This is a genomic window from Lamprobacter modestohalophilus (assembly GCF_016583905.1).
In the GTDB taxonomy this organism is placed as follows: Bacteria; Pseudomonadota; Gammaproteobacteria; order Chromatiales; family Chromatiaceae; genus Lamprobacter; species Lamprobacter modestohalophilus.
Window position 1 is genome coordinate 1 of record NZ_NRRY01000015.1, and the last position, 16,126, is coordinate 16,126.

The following is a 16,126-nucleotide window of genomic DNA, read 5'->3' on the forward strand; positions in this document are numbered from 1 at the left end:
GACTCCGCGATGCCAGCCGCTCGAAGAGATCCCAACTCGGGTTCATCATCAACACGTCCTTCGCCTGGGCTGCGCTCCTGAGCACGGATGTCGGGGTTTCCACAGCCTGGGCTGAAGCCGCTGGAGGTGAGGCGATGGCAGGTTTCAGCCCCGTGAACGGTTACGCCGTTATGTGTCGCGTTTTTGGCGCGTGATTGACGCCTGCGAGTTAGACAGGATTGAGCAAAAGGACATCCTGACAACCATCAACCAAGGCGAAGACATGATTGCTGCCGCGACATTGCTTGCCAAGCACTTTGCAAAAAGAAGCGGGCGTGATTTTGCGAGGATTCAAGCGGCCTTGCTGTTAACCGGAGCTGCGCGCGAAGACCTTTTTCTTGACGCGCTCTCTGGCGTCATCGAGTCCCAGAGCAACTGAGTCGCCACGAAATCTTGATCGGACACCTGGCCAATGAACGACATGGACCGCTCCTGGTCGCCGCGCATCGCAAAAAGCGAAGCAAGGTCGATCAACGCTTGATCGTTCGTGATGCCTTCAAGATAGCGATCCTTACCCGCCGGGCCTGAGAAATACCGCAACTCTTCGGCCGTCGGATCATGGTCAAAAATCGTCTCCATCGTTTCACCCTCCAAGCACAAAACCGACCTAAAGCCTAGCGCCAGTGCGCCGAATCAGCAACCCTGTCGGCGCGACAGGCACCGCCCGGTAGCGGTGTCAGTGACCGAGGGCGTGCCACCGAGATCGAAGAGTAAGCAAATCGTCTGCCTGGCAACCTACCGCAAGGTTTGAAGGCCGTGCGCGAGGGATGGCCAAAAGAAAAGGCGCCGAACTGCCCGGCGCCTTGCATCGTTTCCCGCGCGAGCCGACAGCGGCCTTCCGGTACTTCGACGCTTCATTCATAGTCTAGATGCCCTCGTTGTTCAACTAGGGTCTCTCCCACCTGCTCTCGCCAGCGCCTCATCGCGCAGCCGCACGTCCCGCTGCGGCAGCCCAATCGCAATGCCAGCAGCACGCAGTTGCCGGTCGATGGCGACGATCAGCTCGCCGCGGATCTGGATGCGGTTGGCCAGCGTCGGCAAGAAATAGAGGAATAGCAGCTCGATCCCCCGCTCACCGAACTCGGCGGCGGTGATCACGGGTGCCAGGTCGGTCAGCAGGCGCGTATCGGCGGCGGCGATCTCGGCGAGGATGCGCAGGGCGGCCTCGATGTCGCTGCCGTACTCGATGCTCAAACGGATCTCGCCGCGGATGACCTGATCGGTTAGGGACCAGTTGATGACCTCCTGCGTGATCAATTGGTTATTGGGCACCAGCAGCTCGCGCTGGTCCCTGATCCGAACCGTGGTCGCGCGCGCCTCGATGTGGGTGACGATGCCTTCGTTGAGGCCCACGGTGACGGTGTCGCCGACCCGCACCGGGCGCTCGAAGAGCAAGATCAGCCCGGCGATGAAATTGGCCGCGATCTCGCGCAGGCCGAAGCCGATGCCGACACCTAGCGCTGCGACCAGCCATTGCAACTGCTCCCAGTGCAGCCCCAGCCGCCCCGCCCCATTGATCAAGGCCACCGCAATGATGCCGTAGCTGGTCAAGGTGATGATGGTGTAGCGCGCACCGGCGCTGACGCCGGTGTGCTTGAGCATCAGGATCTCGAGCAGGGCCGGCAGATAGCGCACGGCGACAATGGCGCCGGTGGCGATAATCAGCACGATCCCCAGGTCGGCCAGGGTCACCGGCAATAGGCGGCTCTCGCCTTCGACCAAGCGGGTGCTGTGCCAGAGCGGGATACGCTCCAGGACACCGAGCGCTGGCAGCACATCGGACCACAGCATCCAGAGCGCGAGGCCAGTGCCGATCGTCAACAGTGCACTGATTAAGCTGCGGGTTTGACCGTCGAGCGCCATCAGGTCCAACGCGGTCTCGAACGCCGTCTCGGTCCTCGCAGCGGCCGCGCCACCATTGTCCCCAGCCTTGCCCCCGCCCTCGCCCACACCCTCATCGCCAACCTCGGTGCCGAACTCGCTGAGCGCTGCGAGCCGGGCGCGGCGTGCGAGCGCGGTGCGCAGGGTCAACGCACGCCGGGTTACCAGTAGCCAGCGCACGATCGCCTGTTGCAGCACCACCAACCCCAGGACCAGCCAGAGCTGGTTGATCCAGAGCTGAAACAGGGTCGTCGCGGTATATTGAAAGCCGGCCAAGGTCAGCCCGGCCAGGGCCAGCGGCACCGCCACCGCGAGCGGATACCAGAGCCAGCGGGTGCGGCTGGTCAGACCGCCGGGCCGCGACCGCAAGAGCTCTGTGAGCACACCGCGGGTTGGGTGTAGGGCGCCGGCCAGCAGCAGCGCGAAACCGAGAGTCACCGCGGCCAGCAACAGCCGTCCCAGCGTGGCGGCCTGAATCTCCCCGAGCTCGTTGACGGCTGCCGCGAGAAACCCGATTGGCAGCAGTATCCAGATGGCCAGATTGAGGCTGCGCCGCAACCGAACCAGGGTGTCGGCACGCCAGCGGAAGTGCCGCTCGGCCACCCCGCCCGGCATGCACAGCAACCGGAACGCGCGCAGGCAATAGAGTCCGGGCGCGACCTGCAGCAGGCCGTAGCCGACCGCGTAGACAAAGCCGTCGGCCCCCGGGGCGCTGTGCAGCATCAAGCCGGCCAAGGCCAGCAACAGCGAGACCGGTGCCGCCAGCACAAAGGTCAGCGCAATCGCCCACAGGGTATAGCCGAAACGGTCGGTGCGGATACGACGCAAGGGCTCGGCCGTGGCGCGGATATGCCGGCGCAGAGGTCGGTCGAACGCCAGCAGCAGCGCCACCAGCGCCAGCCCGCCCCACCAATACCAGGCTTCGGTGACACTGGCGCCCAATGTCCGCATCATCCCCAGCCAATGGGCCGGCCGCAGGAGCTCGGCGAGCACCGCCGGCAGTGCGGCAAAGCTCTGCTGGGTCAGCGGGACATGGCTGCGCAGCCAGAGCAGATGCTCGGCTAGGAAGTTATCGTAGTCGATGGCCAGGACGCGCAGATCGGCCGCCGCCAGGTCCAGCTCCGCCAACACCTTCAGGTGCCGATCTTCGGCCGCGATGGCACGCTCGAGCAGCTCAAAACGGCGCGCTTGCAGCTCGCTGAGCTGGGCCTCGATGGCGGCGACATCGGCCGGCGTCATGCCTGCGAGCACCGAGTTTGAGACGGAACTCGACAGCGACTCGGCCCTCGCACGCAGCATCAGCAGCTCCTCGTGCCAGCGCAATTGGGCCAGCCGGGCCTCGGCCTCGGCATCCGCGCGTTCGGCGGCCTCTCGGCGCAACTCGCGCGGATCGGGCAGACGCTCCCGCTGGTCCACCAACACCCGGCCCAGGGCACGGCTGATGCCCGCGGCGGCGACCCGCTGGCGGTCGTTGGCGAAGTCCTGCGCCAGCGCCGCTTTGGTCGCGGTGGTTGCGGCGAGCTGGTCAGTAACCGCAGCGGTGCGCTGATCGACCGCTTGGATGACCTCGGCCAACTCGGCATTGGCACGCGCCAGCTCCTGCACCGGCGGATGGGCGTCGGCCACCGCCGCCCGCGCGGCCTCGGTCTCGGCGCGAAGCTGGGCGGCCTCCTCGCGGCGCCGCTCGTCGACCGCCAGCGTGAGCCATGCCTGGCGGCCGCGGGCCTGATCCAGGGCGAGCCGTGCCTCATCGCGCCGAGCCTGGGTGAGCGCTCGACGCGCCTCGGCCCCATTCACCTTCAGCTCCAGCACCAGCGCCTCGGCACGCAAGCGGTCGCGCTGGCTCTCCAGCAGCCAGCGTCGGATCAGCCTCTCGATGTTGGCATCGGCAGTACTGGCAGCTTCAGCAACATCGGTGGCCTGGATGCCCGTGGAACGATTGATGCCGTCCGAGAGATTGGCGCCGTCAAGACGACTTGCTCCCTCGGCAACCGTGGTCAGGACACTGGCAAGCTCATCATCAAGATCTTGCACCTGCTGGCGCAGTTCCTCGAGCTGACGGCGCCAACCAGGAAGCGCATCGGCATCCTCGGTTAGCTCCTGCTCGAGTGCCGCCAGCCGGTCTTGCTGGGCAGCAACAGCTGCGGTCTCCTGCGCCAGCTGTTGCTGCACCGGCTCCAGATCGGCGTCGACCGGCAAATCCACCGGCGGGTCTGGCAACGGCTCGGCTGCCGCCAAGCGGGCGCGGATGGTCGCGGTCCGCCCAGGCGCGGTTGCCTGGGTCTCGCGCAGCTCGAGCGCCGTCTCATTGGCCTGGGCCAGGGCCTTCAGGTTGGCCAGCACCCGATCCAGATCCGCATTGAGTCGGGCGCGCTCCTCGATGGTCAGGCTCGGATCATCGGCCAGTGTGTCGCGGGCAGCGGCTACTTCGGTCGGCGTCGGCGCGGAGCCGAACAGCCCGCTGCTGTTGGCAGCCGGCGAAGAGTCCGCCAGGACCGACGCGGCGCCGACGGCCAGCAGAAGGAGAAAGAAGAGACCGGCGAGGGTTGCCGGCCAGCGGCAACGCCAGCCGCCCTGGTTGGTCGTGCGGCGGGAGATGGGCAGCGCGAATTCCGAGGGAGCGGGCCATACCGCCGGTTCGGCTGGCCGGCGGTTGGCCCTATGAGCGGTCAAGCCCGTACGACCGGGAGGGGCACATGACCCGGCGATCAAGCCAACCGTCGCGTTGCGGCGATCAGTTGCTCGATCACGACATCCGGACTCGGTCTGGTTGCTCGGTTCCAAGGCAGCTTCGCTAAAAGTTGCTCCAGGCCGCAGAAGTTGGTCCAAGCTGCAACGATCAGCCCGAGGCCGATGAACAGCGCGACCCACTTCAGCGCCGGGACAAATCCGCTCAGCAGGATCGAGATCACCACGATTGACCCTGTAATGAAGCGGACCTGCCGCTCGGCGCTCCATACCCGCCGTCCGCGCTTCAGCTCGCCACCGGCCTGCTCCCAGGCACGCAGGCCGCCCGCGAGCACATGGACGTGCCCGAGACCGCCGTCGGCGAGTGCACCGGCGTCGCTCTCGGCGCCTGCCATCTGCTGTGCCTTCTGCGCGCGCCCGCCCATCTGGCAGACGAAGACGATCGGGTCGCTGACCACCTTCAGTATGCGCCCGACGTGCTCTTCCAGCGTGCCCATCGGAATATTCAAGGAGCCGGGGATGTGTTCCGACTCGAACTCCGCTGCTGAACGGACATCGATGACGCGAATCGCAGGATTCGACGCCATTGCGCTGCGCAGCGTTTGCGCATCCCAAGAAAGTGTCTCTTGCATCACTCTACCCTCCAAGGGCCGTCGGCTGATGGTTGCAACATCGAGGAGCTGGCGCGATAGGCGCGGGCGTCGCGCAACAAGGGGCCGAATAGGCTTGCGCCGCAACCGGCCCATGCATGCGGTGCATCGCTACTGCGCCAGCCAGCCGCCGTCGACCGGCAGGCCAACGCCGCGCATGTTGCAGGCGGCATCCGAGCACAAATAGACCGCTAGCGCCCCGAGCTGCTCCGGTGAGGTGAAGGACTGCGACGGCTGTTTGTCGCCAAGCAGCTTAACGCTAGCATCTTCGTTGGAGAGCCCCTCACGCTCGGCCAGGGCATCGATCTGCTTCTGCACCAATGGGGTCAGCACCCAGCCGGGGCAGATCGCATTGCAGGTGACGCCGGTGGTGGCGGTCTCCAGCGCGACGGCCTTGGTGAAGCCCATGATGCCGTGCTTGGAGGCGACATAGGCGGACTTGTCGACCGAGGCGACCTGACCGTGCACCGAGGCGATGTTGATGATGCGGCCCCAGTCGCGCTCGAGCATCTGGCCCAGGACCGCGCGCGTGATCAGGAACGGGGCGGTCAGATTGATGGCGATCACCGCGTCCCAGCGATCGACCGGGAACTCCTGTACCGGCGCGGTATGCTGAATGCCGGCGTTATTGACGACGATGTCGATCCTGCCGAGCTCCCGATTGGCGGTCTCGATCATGCGCTCGATGTCGGCGGCCTTGGTCATGTCGGCACCGCAGTAGGCGACCTGACAGCCGTACTCGCTGGACAGCTGTCGGCGCAGCGCTTCGATCTCGGCGGCATCGCCGAAGCCGTTCAGCAGGATGTCCGCGCCATCGGCGGCCAGCGCTCGCGCGATGCCTAAGCCGATGCCGCTGGTCGAGCCGGTGACGACGGCGGTTTTACCGTTCAACATGGTTGCTTCCTCTTCAGTTGGGGTTGGAGACAGGGCTTTGGTCGATGTCGTCCACCTCAGCACGGATCTGATCCATGCGCTCGGCGACGCCGCCAAGCCTGGTCGCGCGGATCATCAGCGGCCTGCTCGGTGATCGAGGCGATGGGCTCGAGGGCTCGATTGCGAAAGACGAAGCAGCGCCGTCGGGCTCGCGACCACCTAGGCGAGCGCTTTCTCCTTCAGCTTGTCGAATTCGCTCTGGTTGATGGTGCCCGCATCGAGCAGCGCCTTGGCGGCGGCGATCTGATCGGCGGGAGCCGTTCTCGCCAGGTCCCGGATGTAGGCCTCGGTATCCGACCTGGCTCGCTCGAGGGCGGAGCGTTGCCGCGTCCCCATGCCATTGCCGCGGATCAGCACATAGAGCAGTGCCGTCAGGAATGGCAGGAATAACAGACCGACCAGCCATAAGGCCTTGCGTCCCCCACCAAGCACAGGGTCGCGAAACAGGTCGATAACAATATGAAAGAGGATGATCAGATAGGCGAAAAATAAAAAACTCGACGCGACCAGGTAAAGGATTTCCCAGACGTTGCTCATTAGCTTTGGACTCAAAGGTCAGTGATGGTGGCGATGGGCGAACACCATAGTCATGCGACTCAGTGCAAGGAAAGACGCAAAAGCGCGATAGTTGCTGACAGCTCATTTTTTGCGCCTCACTGCATAGAAACGCGAAGGCTGGACATGCCTCGTCCGCTTTGCCAATTGCTATAGTCGTCGCCTCTGGACCAGCGGCCGAACGAGGAGTAGACGTGACCTTCGAATTGACCCTAGTGCTCGCCCTGCTGGCCGGCGCCATCCTGATGTTCATGCTTGGCCGTCCGCGCGCCGATGCCGTGGGCCTGTTGATGATGGTGGCCCTGCCACTGACCGGCGTGATCAGCGCCCGCGAGGCCATCTCCGGGTTCGCAAACCCGAACATCATCCTGATCGCGGCCATGTTCGTGATCGGCGAGGGCCTGGCACGCACCGGCGTCGCCCAGCGCTTGGGCGATTGGCTGGTGACCCGCGGCGGCAACCGGCCAGCACGGCTGGTGGCGCTGCTGATGCTGATCGTCGGCTCACTGGGCTCGGTGATGTACTCGACGGGCGTGGTCGCCATCTTCATCCCGGTGGCCTTGCGCATCGCCCGCAATACCGGCATGAGCCCGGCGCAGGTGCTGATGCCGGTCTCCTACGCAGCGCTGATCAGCGGCATGCTGACCCTGGTCGCTGCCGCGCCGAACCTGATCGTCAACTATGAGCTGACGCGCACCGGGGCCGAGGGGCTGGATTTTCTCGCCCTGACGCCGATCGGCATCCCCGTCCTGCTGCTCGGCATGCTCTACATGATGATCGCGAGTCGCTGGCTCGGCGCGGAGGCGAAGGCCGGCGCGCAGGACGATGCGAACGCCAAGCCGCGGCTCGGCAGCTGGGTCGAGCAGTATCAGCTCGCCGAGCGCGAGCTGCGCGCCCAGATTGCGCCTGATTCGCCAGCCATCGGCCAGTCGCTCGCCGCGCTCGGGCTGACGCCGGATCGCGGTCTGCGTGTCATCGCCCTCGAGCGCAAACGTGCGTACGGCGGCTGCGTCATCGGTCCGGATGATGAGACGCTCCTGGCCGCCGGCGACGTCCTCCTGCTCGATCGCGCGACCTCGACCGCCACTGATGACGCGCAGACGCAACCCCTACCCCAATGCGCCGAGCTTGGACTCGAGCCCTTGCCGCTCTCCGGCCTTTACTTCGCCGACCGCGCCCAATCGATCGGCATGGCCGAGGTGATCCTGCCAGCCGAGTCACGGCTGCTCGGCAAGACCCTGGATGAGGCCGGGGTGCAACTGGAGCGCGGGCTGCATGCCGTCGGTCTGCGTCGGGGCCGCAGCGTGCTCGATGCCGAGGCGCGGGCTGAGACCAGGCTGCAGGCCGGCGACACCCTGCTCTTGGTCGGCGCCTGGGCCGCGATCGAGCAACTGCGCGGTCAGGACCATGATCTGGTGACGACCAACCTGCCGAAGGAGTTGGATGAGCGCCTACCAGCCGCCAAGCGCGCGCCCTATGCGGTGCTCTCGCTGGCGGTCACGGTCGGGCTGATGGTCTCGGAGCTGCTGCCGGCGATGCATGCCGCTTTGGTCGGGGTGTTGTTGATGCTGCTGTTCCGCTGCATCGATCTGGACAATGCCTACCGCGCGATCAGCCTGCGCACCCTGGTGCTGATCGCTGGCATGCTGCCGTTTGGCATGGCGCTGGAGCGCACCGGCGGCATCGAGCTAGCCGCTGACGCACTGGTCGGCGTGCTCGGCGCCGCCAGCCCCTACCTGGTGCTGGCGACGGTCTATTTGATGACGCTGGCCTTAGGGATGTTCGTGGTGCCGGCCGCCACTGCGGTGCTGATGGCGCCCTTGGCGATGGCGCTCGCCGCTGAGATTGGCGCCTCGCCCTACCCGTTCGCGATTGCCGTCGCGCTCGCCGCGTCGAGCGCCTTCATGACGCCGGTGGTGCCGGCCAATGCGATGGTTGGCACCCTCGGTGGCTATCGCTTCGGCGATTATGCCAAGATGGGCCTGCCGCTGGTGCTGCTGGTGTTTACCTTGACCTTGACCCTGCTGCCCTGGTTGTATCCGTTCTATTGATCACACCTGATCGCACCGAGATCGCACCGATGCTGCTCGCCCTGGTCCTAGTCCTCGCCCTCATCCTCTCCACCCCTCTGTCCAGCCCGAGCGGTGCGCTGGTGACACAGAACGCCAGACAGCTGCTTCGGAGCCTGAGCCAATGAGCTGCGCGATCGCCGCCTTTGAATTCGAGATCGCCAGCACGGCCGGCTGGTATTCGTCGATCGCTGGGCTGCTGACCGGCTTCGCGCTGCTGGCGATCCTGCTACCGCTTGATCACGAAGCCGAGCGCGAGGATATCGAGTGCACCAACGCGGTGGTGGTCTTCACCTGCGCCTTCTTCGCGTTGCTGGTGCTTTCGATCAACTACGCAGTGCTTGCGGGTCGGACCGCCGGCGGCATGGTTGCGGCGGTCGCCGCGCATGAGCAGATGCTGTTCGGTCCCACCTTCGGTCTCGCGACCCTGTTACTGCTGTTCGGCCTCAATGCGGTACTGCGAACCTACGGCGCCAACCGCGAGATCTTCTTGCCGGCACAGTCGGTCATCATCCAGATGACTTCAGTGCTCGGACCGGTCATCGTGCTCGCGCTGCAGTTCTCGAACGCGCTCGATGTGCAATTCTTCCGGATCGAGAACGCGCCAGAGGCGGCCAGCTGCAGCATCGCCAGCATGCCGGACTCGACCTGGATCAATCTCGCGATCACCGGGGGCGCAATGGTCGCACTCCTGATCCTCGCCGCGCTTGGGCCTCGGCTTCGCATCCCGCGGCAAGCGCCGATGGTGATCGCCAAGATCGTGCTCGGATTCACCGTCGCCGCCACGGCCTGGACCGCGATTGCGGTGCCGCTGCTGCCGGTCGAGCTGGTCACCAGTGCCCTGTTCGAGCACAGCCTGTTGGCGCTGACCGCAGCCGCGACGGTCGGTTTTGCTGCCGCCGCCCATGCTGGTCGCTAGGGCGCACCGCATGCCGGGCGCACTGTGACATGCAGACAACCCAGATCATCGACACCCTGAGCGATCTCGCTGTCGATCTCGCAACCGGCATGCTGCTCCGGCTGCGCTGACGACCCCGATCGCGACGCTATCGCGCTGAAACGCGCCTCTCTAACAACCGAACCCCGGAAGCCTCAATGCTCTACCTTGATATCCCCACCGCTGATGACTACGCCGACCTGGCCGCCTTCCGCGGCGACATGGCGGTCTCCATCGCGCTGCCAACCACCCCGGTCACCGATGACACCGATGCCGACCGCATCCAGCTGAAGAACCTTGCCAAAGAGGCCGTCGACCAGCTCGAGGCTGCCGGCGCCGACAAGCGTCGTGTGCGCGACCTGATCGAAGAGCTCGACGACCTGCTCGAAGACGATGTCTTCTGGGCCTATCAGGCGCGCGGGCTGATGATCTATGCCACCCCAGACAACCTGCGCAGCTTCCGCGTACCCAATGCGCTACAACCGCTGGTCAAGGTCTCGGATCGGTTTCATTTGAAGCCCCTGCTGCGCTCGACCACCTTCTGCGATGCTGGCTATGTGCTCGCGTTGGCGGATGGCGGCGTGCGCCTGATCGAGGTCAGCAAGGATGTGCCGGCGGTCGAGGTGGCGGTGCCGGATCTACCCACCGATGCCGCCTCGGCGGTCGGCAAGCGCACCATCTCGACCCGCTCCTACAGCGGCCGTATCGGTGGCAGTGAGGGCAAAAAGGTGCGGCTGCGTCAGTATGCGCGGCAGGTCGACACCGCGGTGCGGGCGATCCTCGCTGGTCGGCAAGAGCCGCTGATCCTGGCCTCGGTCGATGCCCTGGATGCGATCTACCGCTCGGTCAACAGCTATCCGCACCTGCTCGAAGAAGGCCTGCGCGGCAACCCGGAGCGCCAGAGCCCGGGCGAGCTGGCCAACGCTGCTCGCGCCCTGCTCGATGAGGTCTATCGGGCCAAGATCGCGGACTGGCAGGAGCGTTACCGCCAGCGCATCAATGAAGACCGCGCCACCACGGATATCGTGCGCGCCGCGCGGGCCGCGACCGCCGGCGCTGTCGCCAGCCTGCTGGTCGATATGGATCAGGTGGTCAATGGTACCGTCGACGACGCCGATGGCAGTGTCACCTTCGCCGACGAGGCCAGCGCGGAGACCTATGGTGTGGCCGATGAAGTCGCACGGCGGGTGCTCGCCACCGGCGGTGAGGTGCTCAGTGTGCGCGCCGAGGATATGCCTGAGTCTGGCAAGGCGGTTGCGGCCATTCTGCGGTATCCCATCTGAGCCAGAGGAGTGACAGGTCGTCGGCAACCTGCTGCTCGCCAAAGCGGCAGCCCTTTGTTGCCGACGGCGTGGATCAATGAACCCTGAACCTTGCTCCGGCGCGCAGGATCACACTCGATGCTTCCAGTAGTCTGGTGCTCGGTGAAGGTTCATAACCGCGAGGATCAAGATGCCATCGGACTCTTCGCTATACAGCACTCCGTAAGGGAAGCGCTTGACGAGCGAACGGCGCACATCGTCATCAAGGGTGGCCCACGCCTTTGGGAAGTCTAGAATACGATGGATGGCCGCGTAGACCTCGAGCGCGAAGTCATAGCCCAAGCCAGGCTCAATAGCCTCATAGTAGTCGATCGACAGGTTGAGCTCGGCCTCTGCCTCGGGATGGAACCGATAGCTCATCACTTGAAGCGATCCCAGACGCGCTGGAACACGACCTCGCCGGAGATGGCCTCGACCTGACCGGAGCGCAGCGCCGTCAACCGGCGCCTCGATTCCTTGGCCCATTGGGCGTCGATCTCGGACTGTGGTGGGTTCAGGCTTCGCAGCAAGGAGTCCACGACCAAGGCGCGCTCCTCAACCGGCAACGCGATCGCTTGATCAATCAATTCTTTCGTGTTCATCGGGCATCACCTCGAGTTGGGCGCTTGACGAAACATCAGTGTGACAGCATGCATCAGACCAAGCATGTTGGATCGACCGGAGGCTCTCGGGCAAGTCGAGGTGCGACGATGAGGCCCAGCCTGGTGACCGCCCCGCTCAGCCCTGAACCTTGATCCGGGCCGCGGCGAGGCGCCGGAACAGGTTGGCATCGCGACGGATCGGGCGCCATTCGTAGAGGAAGATCTCCAGCGGTCGCCAGTTCACCACCCAGCCGAGGATGATCAGGCTCTCGGCGATCAGTGCGAGTGATGGACTCTCGCCGAACTTGATCACCAGCACCTCCGCGCCAAATAAAGCGAGCACCAGGATCAGCAAGCCGATCGCAAGGTAGATCCGGCCAAAGCGGAACAGCTCGCGCAGCTCGCGCTCGGCGACCTCGGCACGATGCTCGAAATAACAATGGATCGCAGCGCTGACATCCTCAGGGGCATCATGCTCGGGTCCAGAATCCTTCACATTGAGATGGATCTCGATCGGCACTCGGCGGTTCAGCTCACGCGCCCAGTCGACGATGAAGGCGGTCGCATCCGGGTCCAAATCCCGCTCGCGAAAGGGCGAGGGATCGAAGGTCTGGAAGAGTTGATCAACCCGTCCAATGCGGATGTCGATCTGGGCGGGACTAGGTGCTGTCGCCATGGTCAGTGCGCCGTCCTAGAGGTTGAGTCCACACATCTGTTCATCACTCTTGATCACTCTTGATCACTCTTCATCAACGTCATCGGGCTGCAGTCGACCCTGCCGGTATTGCCGTGGCGTCACCCCAAAATGACGGCGGAAGGCGCGAGTGAAATCCCCGGCATTGCGGTAGCCAACCCGATCCGCGATCAACTGGACCTGAAGATCCGTATCCAGCAACAGACTCCGCCCACGCTCCAGGCGCATCTCTTGCAGATATTCATAGGCGCTCATCCCCACCTGCTCGCGGAAGATGCGCGTCAGCCGCTGCTGATTGGTGCCGACCTGATGGGCCAATTCAACCGCGCTCGGCGGGTCGACGAGCCGCTTGGTCAGCACCGCGACCGCGTCGGTAAAGAGACGCTGATCGAGCCGATTCGCCGAGGCCGAGAGTGGGATGTCTTCGAGCTCATCAATCGCCTGGCTGCTCAAGGCGCTGAGCTGTTGGTGGTTGCCGATCTGCAGGTAGACCCGCGCCAGCACCTCCTGCTCAGAGAAGGGCTTGGTGATGTAATCCGCACCACCGGCGGCAAAGCCGCGCAACTTATCCTCAGTCTCGATCGCCGAGGAGAGGAAGATCACTGGGATCGAGCGGGTGTTTGGCGATTCCTTGATCCTTTGGCAAACGCTAAATCCGTCCAATCCCTGCATCCGCACGTCGAGCAGGATCAGATCGGGCTGACCCTCAGCCGCAATCCTCAAACCGTCTTCGCCGGTCTGCGCGACCAGGAGGTCGATATCGCGCCCTTGCAAATAGGCGATCAGGAGGCCAATCGATGCCGGTTGATCATCGATGATCAGGATACGCGCGACGTTTTCGGCCATGCTGATGGGTTGTCTTAGCGTTCGAAACGATTCGTCATCTTAACTGAGCCAATCGTCTGATTGCAGCCGAACAGGGCTCGCGGCATAGTCTTATGCTGACGCGGCAAAGTTTGTCGGGCTCGGCCCTGAACATCGGGCTCGGCCCTGAGCAGCAGTCTCGCCACCGGGACCAAGGGGGTCAGGGCGCAATCGAAGCGAGCAAACCACTGAGGACAGGCCGGTTGCGCTCAATCATCCAACGATGCGGCAGCCAATCGCTGCAAGGCTTGCAGATCCAGCGCACGACACAGCTGCTCGATCCCCTGCCACATCGGCTTGCGCCCGACATCCTGGGTCGCCATGGTTGCCGCCCATTGCTGCAGCCCAATGACCTGCCCCATCGCGACCATCGCTCGCAAGCGCGCACGCTCTTCGGCGGCCAGAGAGGCCGACAGCAACGCCGGATCGGTTTGCGGCGCCTCTGCGGTTGACGAGGCGACCTCATACTCCCAGTCGAGCGCCAGCGATTCGGCCAAGAGTCTCGCCAAGGTCGCTTCGGTCAGCGGCTTCATGGCGAATCCATCGAAGCGCATCGCCTCGGGATAGCCTGCCGGTCGCTGCGCTGGTACCGCCGAGAACAGGATTACCGGCAGCTGGCGGCCCCACTCCATGCCGCGCAGCGCTTGCAAGCATCCCCAGCCATCGAGCCGCGGCATGAATTGATCGACCAAGACCGCATCCACCGGCGTCTCAAGCGCCTGGAAACAAGCGACGGCCTCGGCGCCATCGGCCGCCTCGATGACCTCGAACCCCCAACCGCGACAGCATTCTGACAAGAAACCGCGACTCGTCGCTTGGTCGTCGGCGACCAGTAGGGTACGACGCCGCCCTGAATACCCCACGATGAACAAGTCCTCGTTGGTGTCCTGCTCCAGCTGTGCGCCCATCGGCAAACGCAGCTCGAAACAAAAGGTGCTTCCAGAATGCAGACCTGACTGGCTGCGCAGACGGATGCTGCCACCCATGGCGGTTGTCAGTTGCTGCGCGATCGCCAACCCAAGCCCGACACCAGGCAGACTGCGGTGACGTTCCAGGCGCTGGAAGGGTTGGAAGACCGTCTCCTGCTTGCTCGCCGGAATGCCAACACCGGTATCGCTGACACGAAAACGCACCAGGCAGTCGGCACCCATTGCCCCCTCATCTGCCGCTGAATCTGCCCCCTCCCTTTCTCCTGCCTCTGCCTCTGCCTCTGCCTCTGCCTCTGCCTCTGCCTTGATGGTCCGCGCCTCGATCAGCTCAATCGCCAGTTCAATGCGTCCATCGCGAGTGAACTTGAAGGCGTTGTCCAACAGGTTGCGCAGGATTTGGGTCAGCCGCATCTCGTCGGCGATCACCCAGTCCAAGCCGCCTGTCTTCAGCGCAACGACAAACTGATTCTTGCCTCGCTCAGCAACCGGCCGATAGGTCGCGGTCAGCTGTCGTGTGAGCCGGACCAGCGAGAGCGGGCCTGGCTCGAGCGGGATGGGGCTGACCTCGCCGCGGCTATAGTCGAGGATGTCGTTGATCAGCCGCAGGAGTTGATGACCACTCTCTGAGATGATGTCGAGCTGATGGCGAGCCTGTTGCGGTATCTGCCGAGTCAGTAGCCCCGCATAGCCAAGGATGTCGTGCAACGGCGAGCGTAGCTCGTGACTGACCGCTGACAGAAAGGCCGATTTGGCCTGATCGCTCTCTTTGGCGCGGGCCGCTGCTTGGTTAAGAACGCGGGTACGATCCTCGACCGCCGCCAGCAGCCGAGCCTCTAGGTTGGCATTGAACGCTTGCAGTTCATCCTTCTTGTGCTGTAGCTCAACCTTGGTCTGCTGCAGGCTGTTCGTCTCTTCTAGGAGTCGAGCCTCAGACCTGCGCAGCTCGGACTCAACGCGCTGCCTGACCAGGATCTCGCGCGCCAACCTACGGTTCCAGAGAAAGACAGCGATGATGACGAGCGAGGCGCCTGCCAAAATGCTAAACGCCAGCCTATAGTCGCGCCGCGGTTGCATCTCGAGATGAATCCATTTACCAAGGATGGCATTGCGATCCTCGAGCGTCATCGAGGCAATGCCCTTGCTAATCAGACTGGCCAATTCCGGCCAGTCCGATCGCACCGCCATCGCCTGGGTGTTGATGCCATAGTGCGTCGGCGCGGCCACCATGAGGTTGGTGAGCCGATGCTCTTTGACCAGATAGCTACCGACAGCCAGGTTGCCGACATAGGCATCGGCTTGCCCGGTCGCCAAGGCCGTCAGTGCATCCAACGCGAAGGGCACCTCCAGGATGTTGACGCCAGGCACATCGTGCTTGAGCTTGTCGATGATCAAGAAGCCTTTCTCGGCCGCCAGGGTTTTCCCGGCCAGGCTCTCGAGGCCAACCAGATAAGGGCTGTCCTGGCGGGTATAGATCACCCAAGGCGCGCTCAGGTAATCAGCGCTGACGGCGAACTGTTTCTCCCGTTCCGGCGTCCGCGTAAAGGTGGGCAGCACATCATAATGCTGCCGGCTGCCGGCGAGGTCAGCCACGGCAGCGGCAAAGGTCATGTTGGCTGGAACGTATTCAATCTCGAGATCGAATTGCGCCGCGATATGATCAAGATAATCGACCGCCAGCCCCTTTGGTCGGGGCTCCCTGATCATGTAGGGCGGATAGTCGCTGATGCGCACACGCACCCGGTGACCAGCGGCCAGCCAAGCGCGCTCCTGATCCGTCAGCTCAGGTGAGCCCGCATGTCTCGCTTGCGCGTTTGCGGCATCAGGAATGGTAAGTCCCAAGCTCAGCCAGATCAGCAACAGGCACTGTATGCGCCACATCGTCCAGGCTGTGTGAGTCTCTGCCATGTTGCTGGCCCGTCGTTGAACCGCGAAAACCGCGTCCAACGATAACATCGCTGTCCCTGACACCGACCAAGGCCGGTGT

At 64.1% G+C, this 16,126-nt stretch carries 13 protein-coding genes; 3 read left to right on the forward strand and 10 right to left on the reverse strand.

Annotated elements, in window-relative coordinates:
• Positions 1–330 precede the first annotated feature (330 nt).
• The 5 genes from CKO42_RS10645 to CKO42_RS10665 form a co-directional block, all read right to left on the reverse strand.
• Positions 331–618 carry a hypothetical protein gene (locus tag CKO42_RS10645; protein WP_200243424.1) on the reverse strand — a complete coding sequence of 96 codons (288 nt, stop codon included), beginning with the start codon at positions 616–618 and terminating at the stop codon, positions 331–333.
• A gap of 303 nt (positions 619–921) precedes the next feature.
• Positions 922–4,593 carry a mechanosensitive ion channel domain-containing protein gene (locus CKO42_RS10650; RefSeq protein WP_200243431.1) on the reverse strand — a complete coding sequence of 1,224 codons (3,672 nt, stop codon included), beginning with the start codon at positions 4,591–4,593 and terminating at the stop codon, positions 922–924.
• 35 nt (positions 4,594–4,628) lie between these two features.
• Complete coding sequence (locus CKO42_RS10655; RefSeq protein ID WP_200243434.1) at positions 4,629–5,240, reverse strand: rhodanese-like domain-containing protein; 612 nt, start codon at positions 5,238–5,240, stop codon at positions 4,629–4,631.
• Positions 5,241–5,369: 129 nt separating this feature from the next.
• Positions 5,370–6,152, reverse strand: a complete 783-nt coding sequence (locus tag CKO42_RS10660) for a 3-hydroxybutyrate dehydrogenase (protein WP_200243438.1) — start codon at positions 6,150–6,152, stop codon at positions 5,370–5,372.
• Between the two features lie 198 nt (positions 6,153–6,350).
• A complete protein-coding gene (locus CKO42_RS10665) occupies positions 6,351–6,728 on the reverse strand; it encodes a PLDc N-terminal domain-containing protein (RefSeq protein ID WP_200243441.1) in 378 nt (125 codons plus the stop codon).
• Positions 6,729–6,940: 212 nt separating this feature from the next.
• Between CKO42_RS10665 and CKO42_RS10670 the strand changes: the two genes are divergently transcribed.
• The 3 genes from CKO42_RS10670 to CKO42_RS10680 all read left to right on the forward strand — a co-directional run bounded on the left by CKO42_RS10670 (position 6,941) and on the right by CKO42_RS10680 (position 11,035).
• Positions 6,941–8,797 carry an SLC13 family permease gene (locus tag CKO42_RS10670; RefSeq protein WP_200243443.1) on the forward strand — a complete coding sequence of 619 codons (1,857 nt, stop codon included), beginning with the start codon at positions 6,941–6,943 and terminating at the stop codon, positions 8,795–8,797.
• A gap of 142 nt (positions 8,798–8,939) precedes the next feature.
• The gene (locus CKO42_RS10675) at positions 8,940–9,734 is read left to right on the forward strand and encodes a hypothetical protein (protein WP_200243445.1); all 795 of its coding nucleotides are present in this window, start codon (positions 8,940–8,942) and stop codon (positions 9,732–9,734) included.
• A gap of 176 nt (positions 9,735–9,910) precedes the next feature.
• A complete protein-coding gene (locus CKO42_RS10680; protein WP_200243447.1) occupies positions 9,911–11,035 on the forward strand; it encodes a baeRF11 domain-containing protein in 1,125 nt (374 codons plus the stop codon).
• Positions 11,036–11,143: 108 nt separating this feature from the next.
• Here CKO42_RS10680 and CKO42_RS10685 read toward each other — a convergent pair whose 3' ends face one another.
• The 5 genes from CKO42_RS10685 to CKO42_RS10705 form a co-directional block, all read right to left on the reverse strand.
• Positions 11,144–11,434, reverse strand: a complete 291-nt coding sequence (locus tag CKO42_RS10685; RefSeq protein ID WP_200243448.1) for a type II toxin-antitoxin system RelE/ParE family toxin — start codon at positions 11,432–11,434, stop codon at positions 11,144–11,146.
• On the reverse strand, positions 11,434–11,655 hold the full coding sequence (locus CKO42_RS10690; protein WP_200243450.1) for an addiction module protein: 222 nt from the start codon (positions 11,653–11,655) through the stop codon (positions 11,434–11,436). Before CKO42_RS10690 ends, CKO42_RS10685 begins: the two co-directional genes overlap by 1 nt.
• Positions 11,656–11,791: 136 nt before the next feature.
• Positions 11,792–12,331 (reverse strand): hypothetical protein, encoded by a 540-nt coding sequence (locus tag CKO42_RS10695; protein WP_200243452.1) that lies wholly within the window; start codon positions 12,329–12,331, stop codon positions 11,792–11,794.
• Positions 12,332–12,394: 63 nt separating this feature from the next.
• Entirely contained in the window at positions 12,395–13,195 is an 801-nt protein-coding gene (locus tag CKO42_RS10700; protein WP_200243455.1) for a response regulator transcription factor, read from the reverse strand.
• 227 nt (positions 13,196–13,422) lie between these two features.
• Complete coding sequence (locus CKO42_RS10705; protein ID WP_200243458.1) at positions 13,423–16,020, reverse strand: ATP-binding protein; 2,598 nt, start codon at positions 16,018–16,020, stop codon at positions 13,423–13,425.
• Positions 16,021–16,126: the final 106 nt, after the last annotated feature.

What these genes read in the sequence shown, in the direction of transcription:
- CKO42_RS10695 (WP_200243452.1), bottom strand. Translation starts at nt 12,331, where the DNA reads ATGGCGACAGCACCTAGTCCCGCCCAGATCGACATCCGCATTGGACGG.
- CKO42_RS10705 (WP_200243458.1), bottom strand. Translation starts at nt 16,020, where the DNA reads ATGTGGCGCATACAGTGCCTGTTGCTGATCTGGCTGAGCTTGGGACTT.
- CKO42_RS10645 (WP_200243424.1), bottom strand. Translation starts at nt 618, where the DNA reads ATGGAGACGATTTTTGACCATGATCCGACGGCCGAAGAGTTGCGGTAT.
- CKO42_RS10665 (WP_200243441.1), bottom strand. Translation starts at nt 6,728, where the DNA reads ATGAGCAACGTCTGGGAAATCCTTTACCTGGTCGCGTCGAGTTTTTTA.
- CKO42_RS10680 (WP_200243447.1), top strand. Translation starts at nt 9,911, where the DNA reads ATGCTCTACCTTGATATCCCCACCGCTGATGACTACGCCGACCTGGCC.
- CKO42_RS10685 (WP_200243448.1), bottom strand. Translation starts at nt 11,434, where the DNA reads ATGAGCTATCGGTTCCATCCCGAGGCAGAGGCCGAGCTCAACCTGTCG.
- CKO42_RS10690 (WP_200243450.1), bottom strand. Translation starts at nt 11,655, where the DNA reads ATGAACACGAAAGAATTGATTGATCAAGCGATCGCGTTGCCGGTTGAG.
- CKO42_RS10675 (WP_200243445.1), top strand. Translation starts at nt 8,940, where the DNA reads ATGAGCTGCGCGATCGCCGCCTTTGAATTCGAGATCGCCAGCACGGCC.
- CKO42_RS10655 (WP_200243434.1), bottom strand. Translation starts at nt 5,240, where the DNA reads ATGCAAGAGACACTTTCTTGGGATGCGCAAACGCTGCGCAGCGCAATG.
- CKO42_RS10660 (WP_200243438.1), bottom strand. Translation starts at nt 6,152, where the DNA reads ATGTTGAACGGTAAAACCGCCGTCGTCACCGGCTCGACCAGCGGCATC.
- CKO42_RS10700 (WP_200243455.1), bottom strand. Translation starts at nt 13,195, where the DNA reads ATGGCCGAAAACGTCGCGCGTATCCTGATCATCGATGATCAACCGGCA.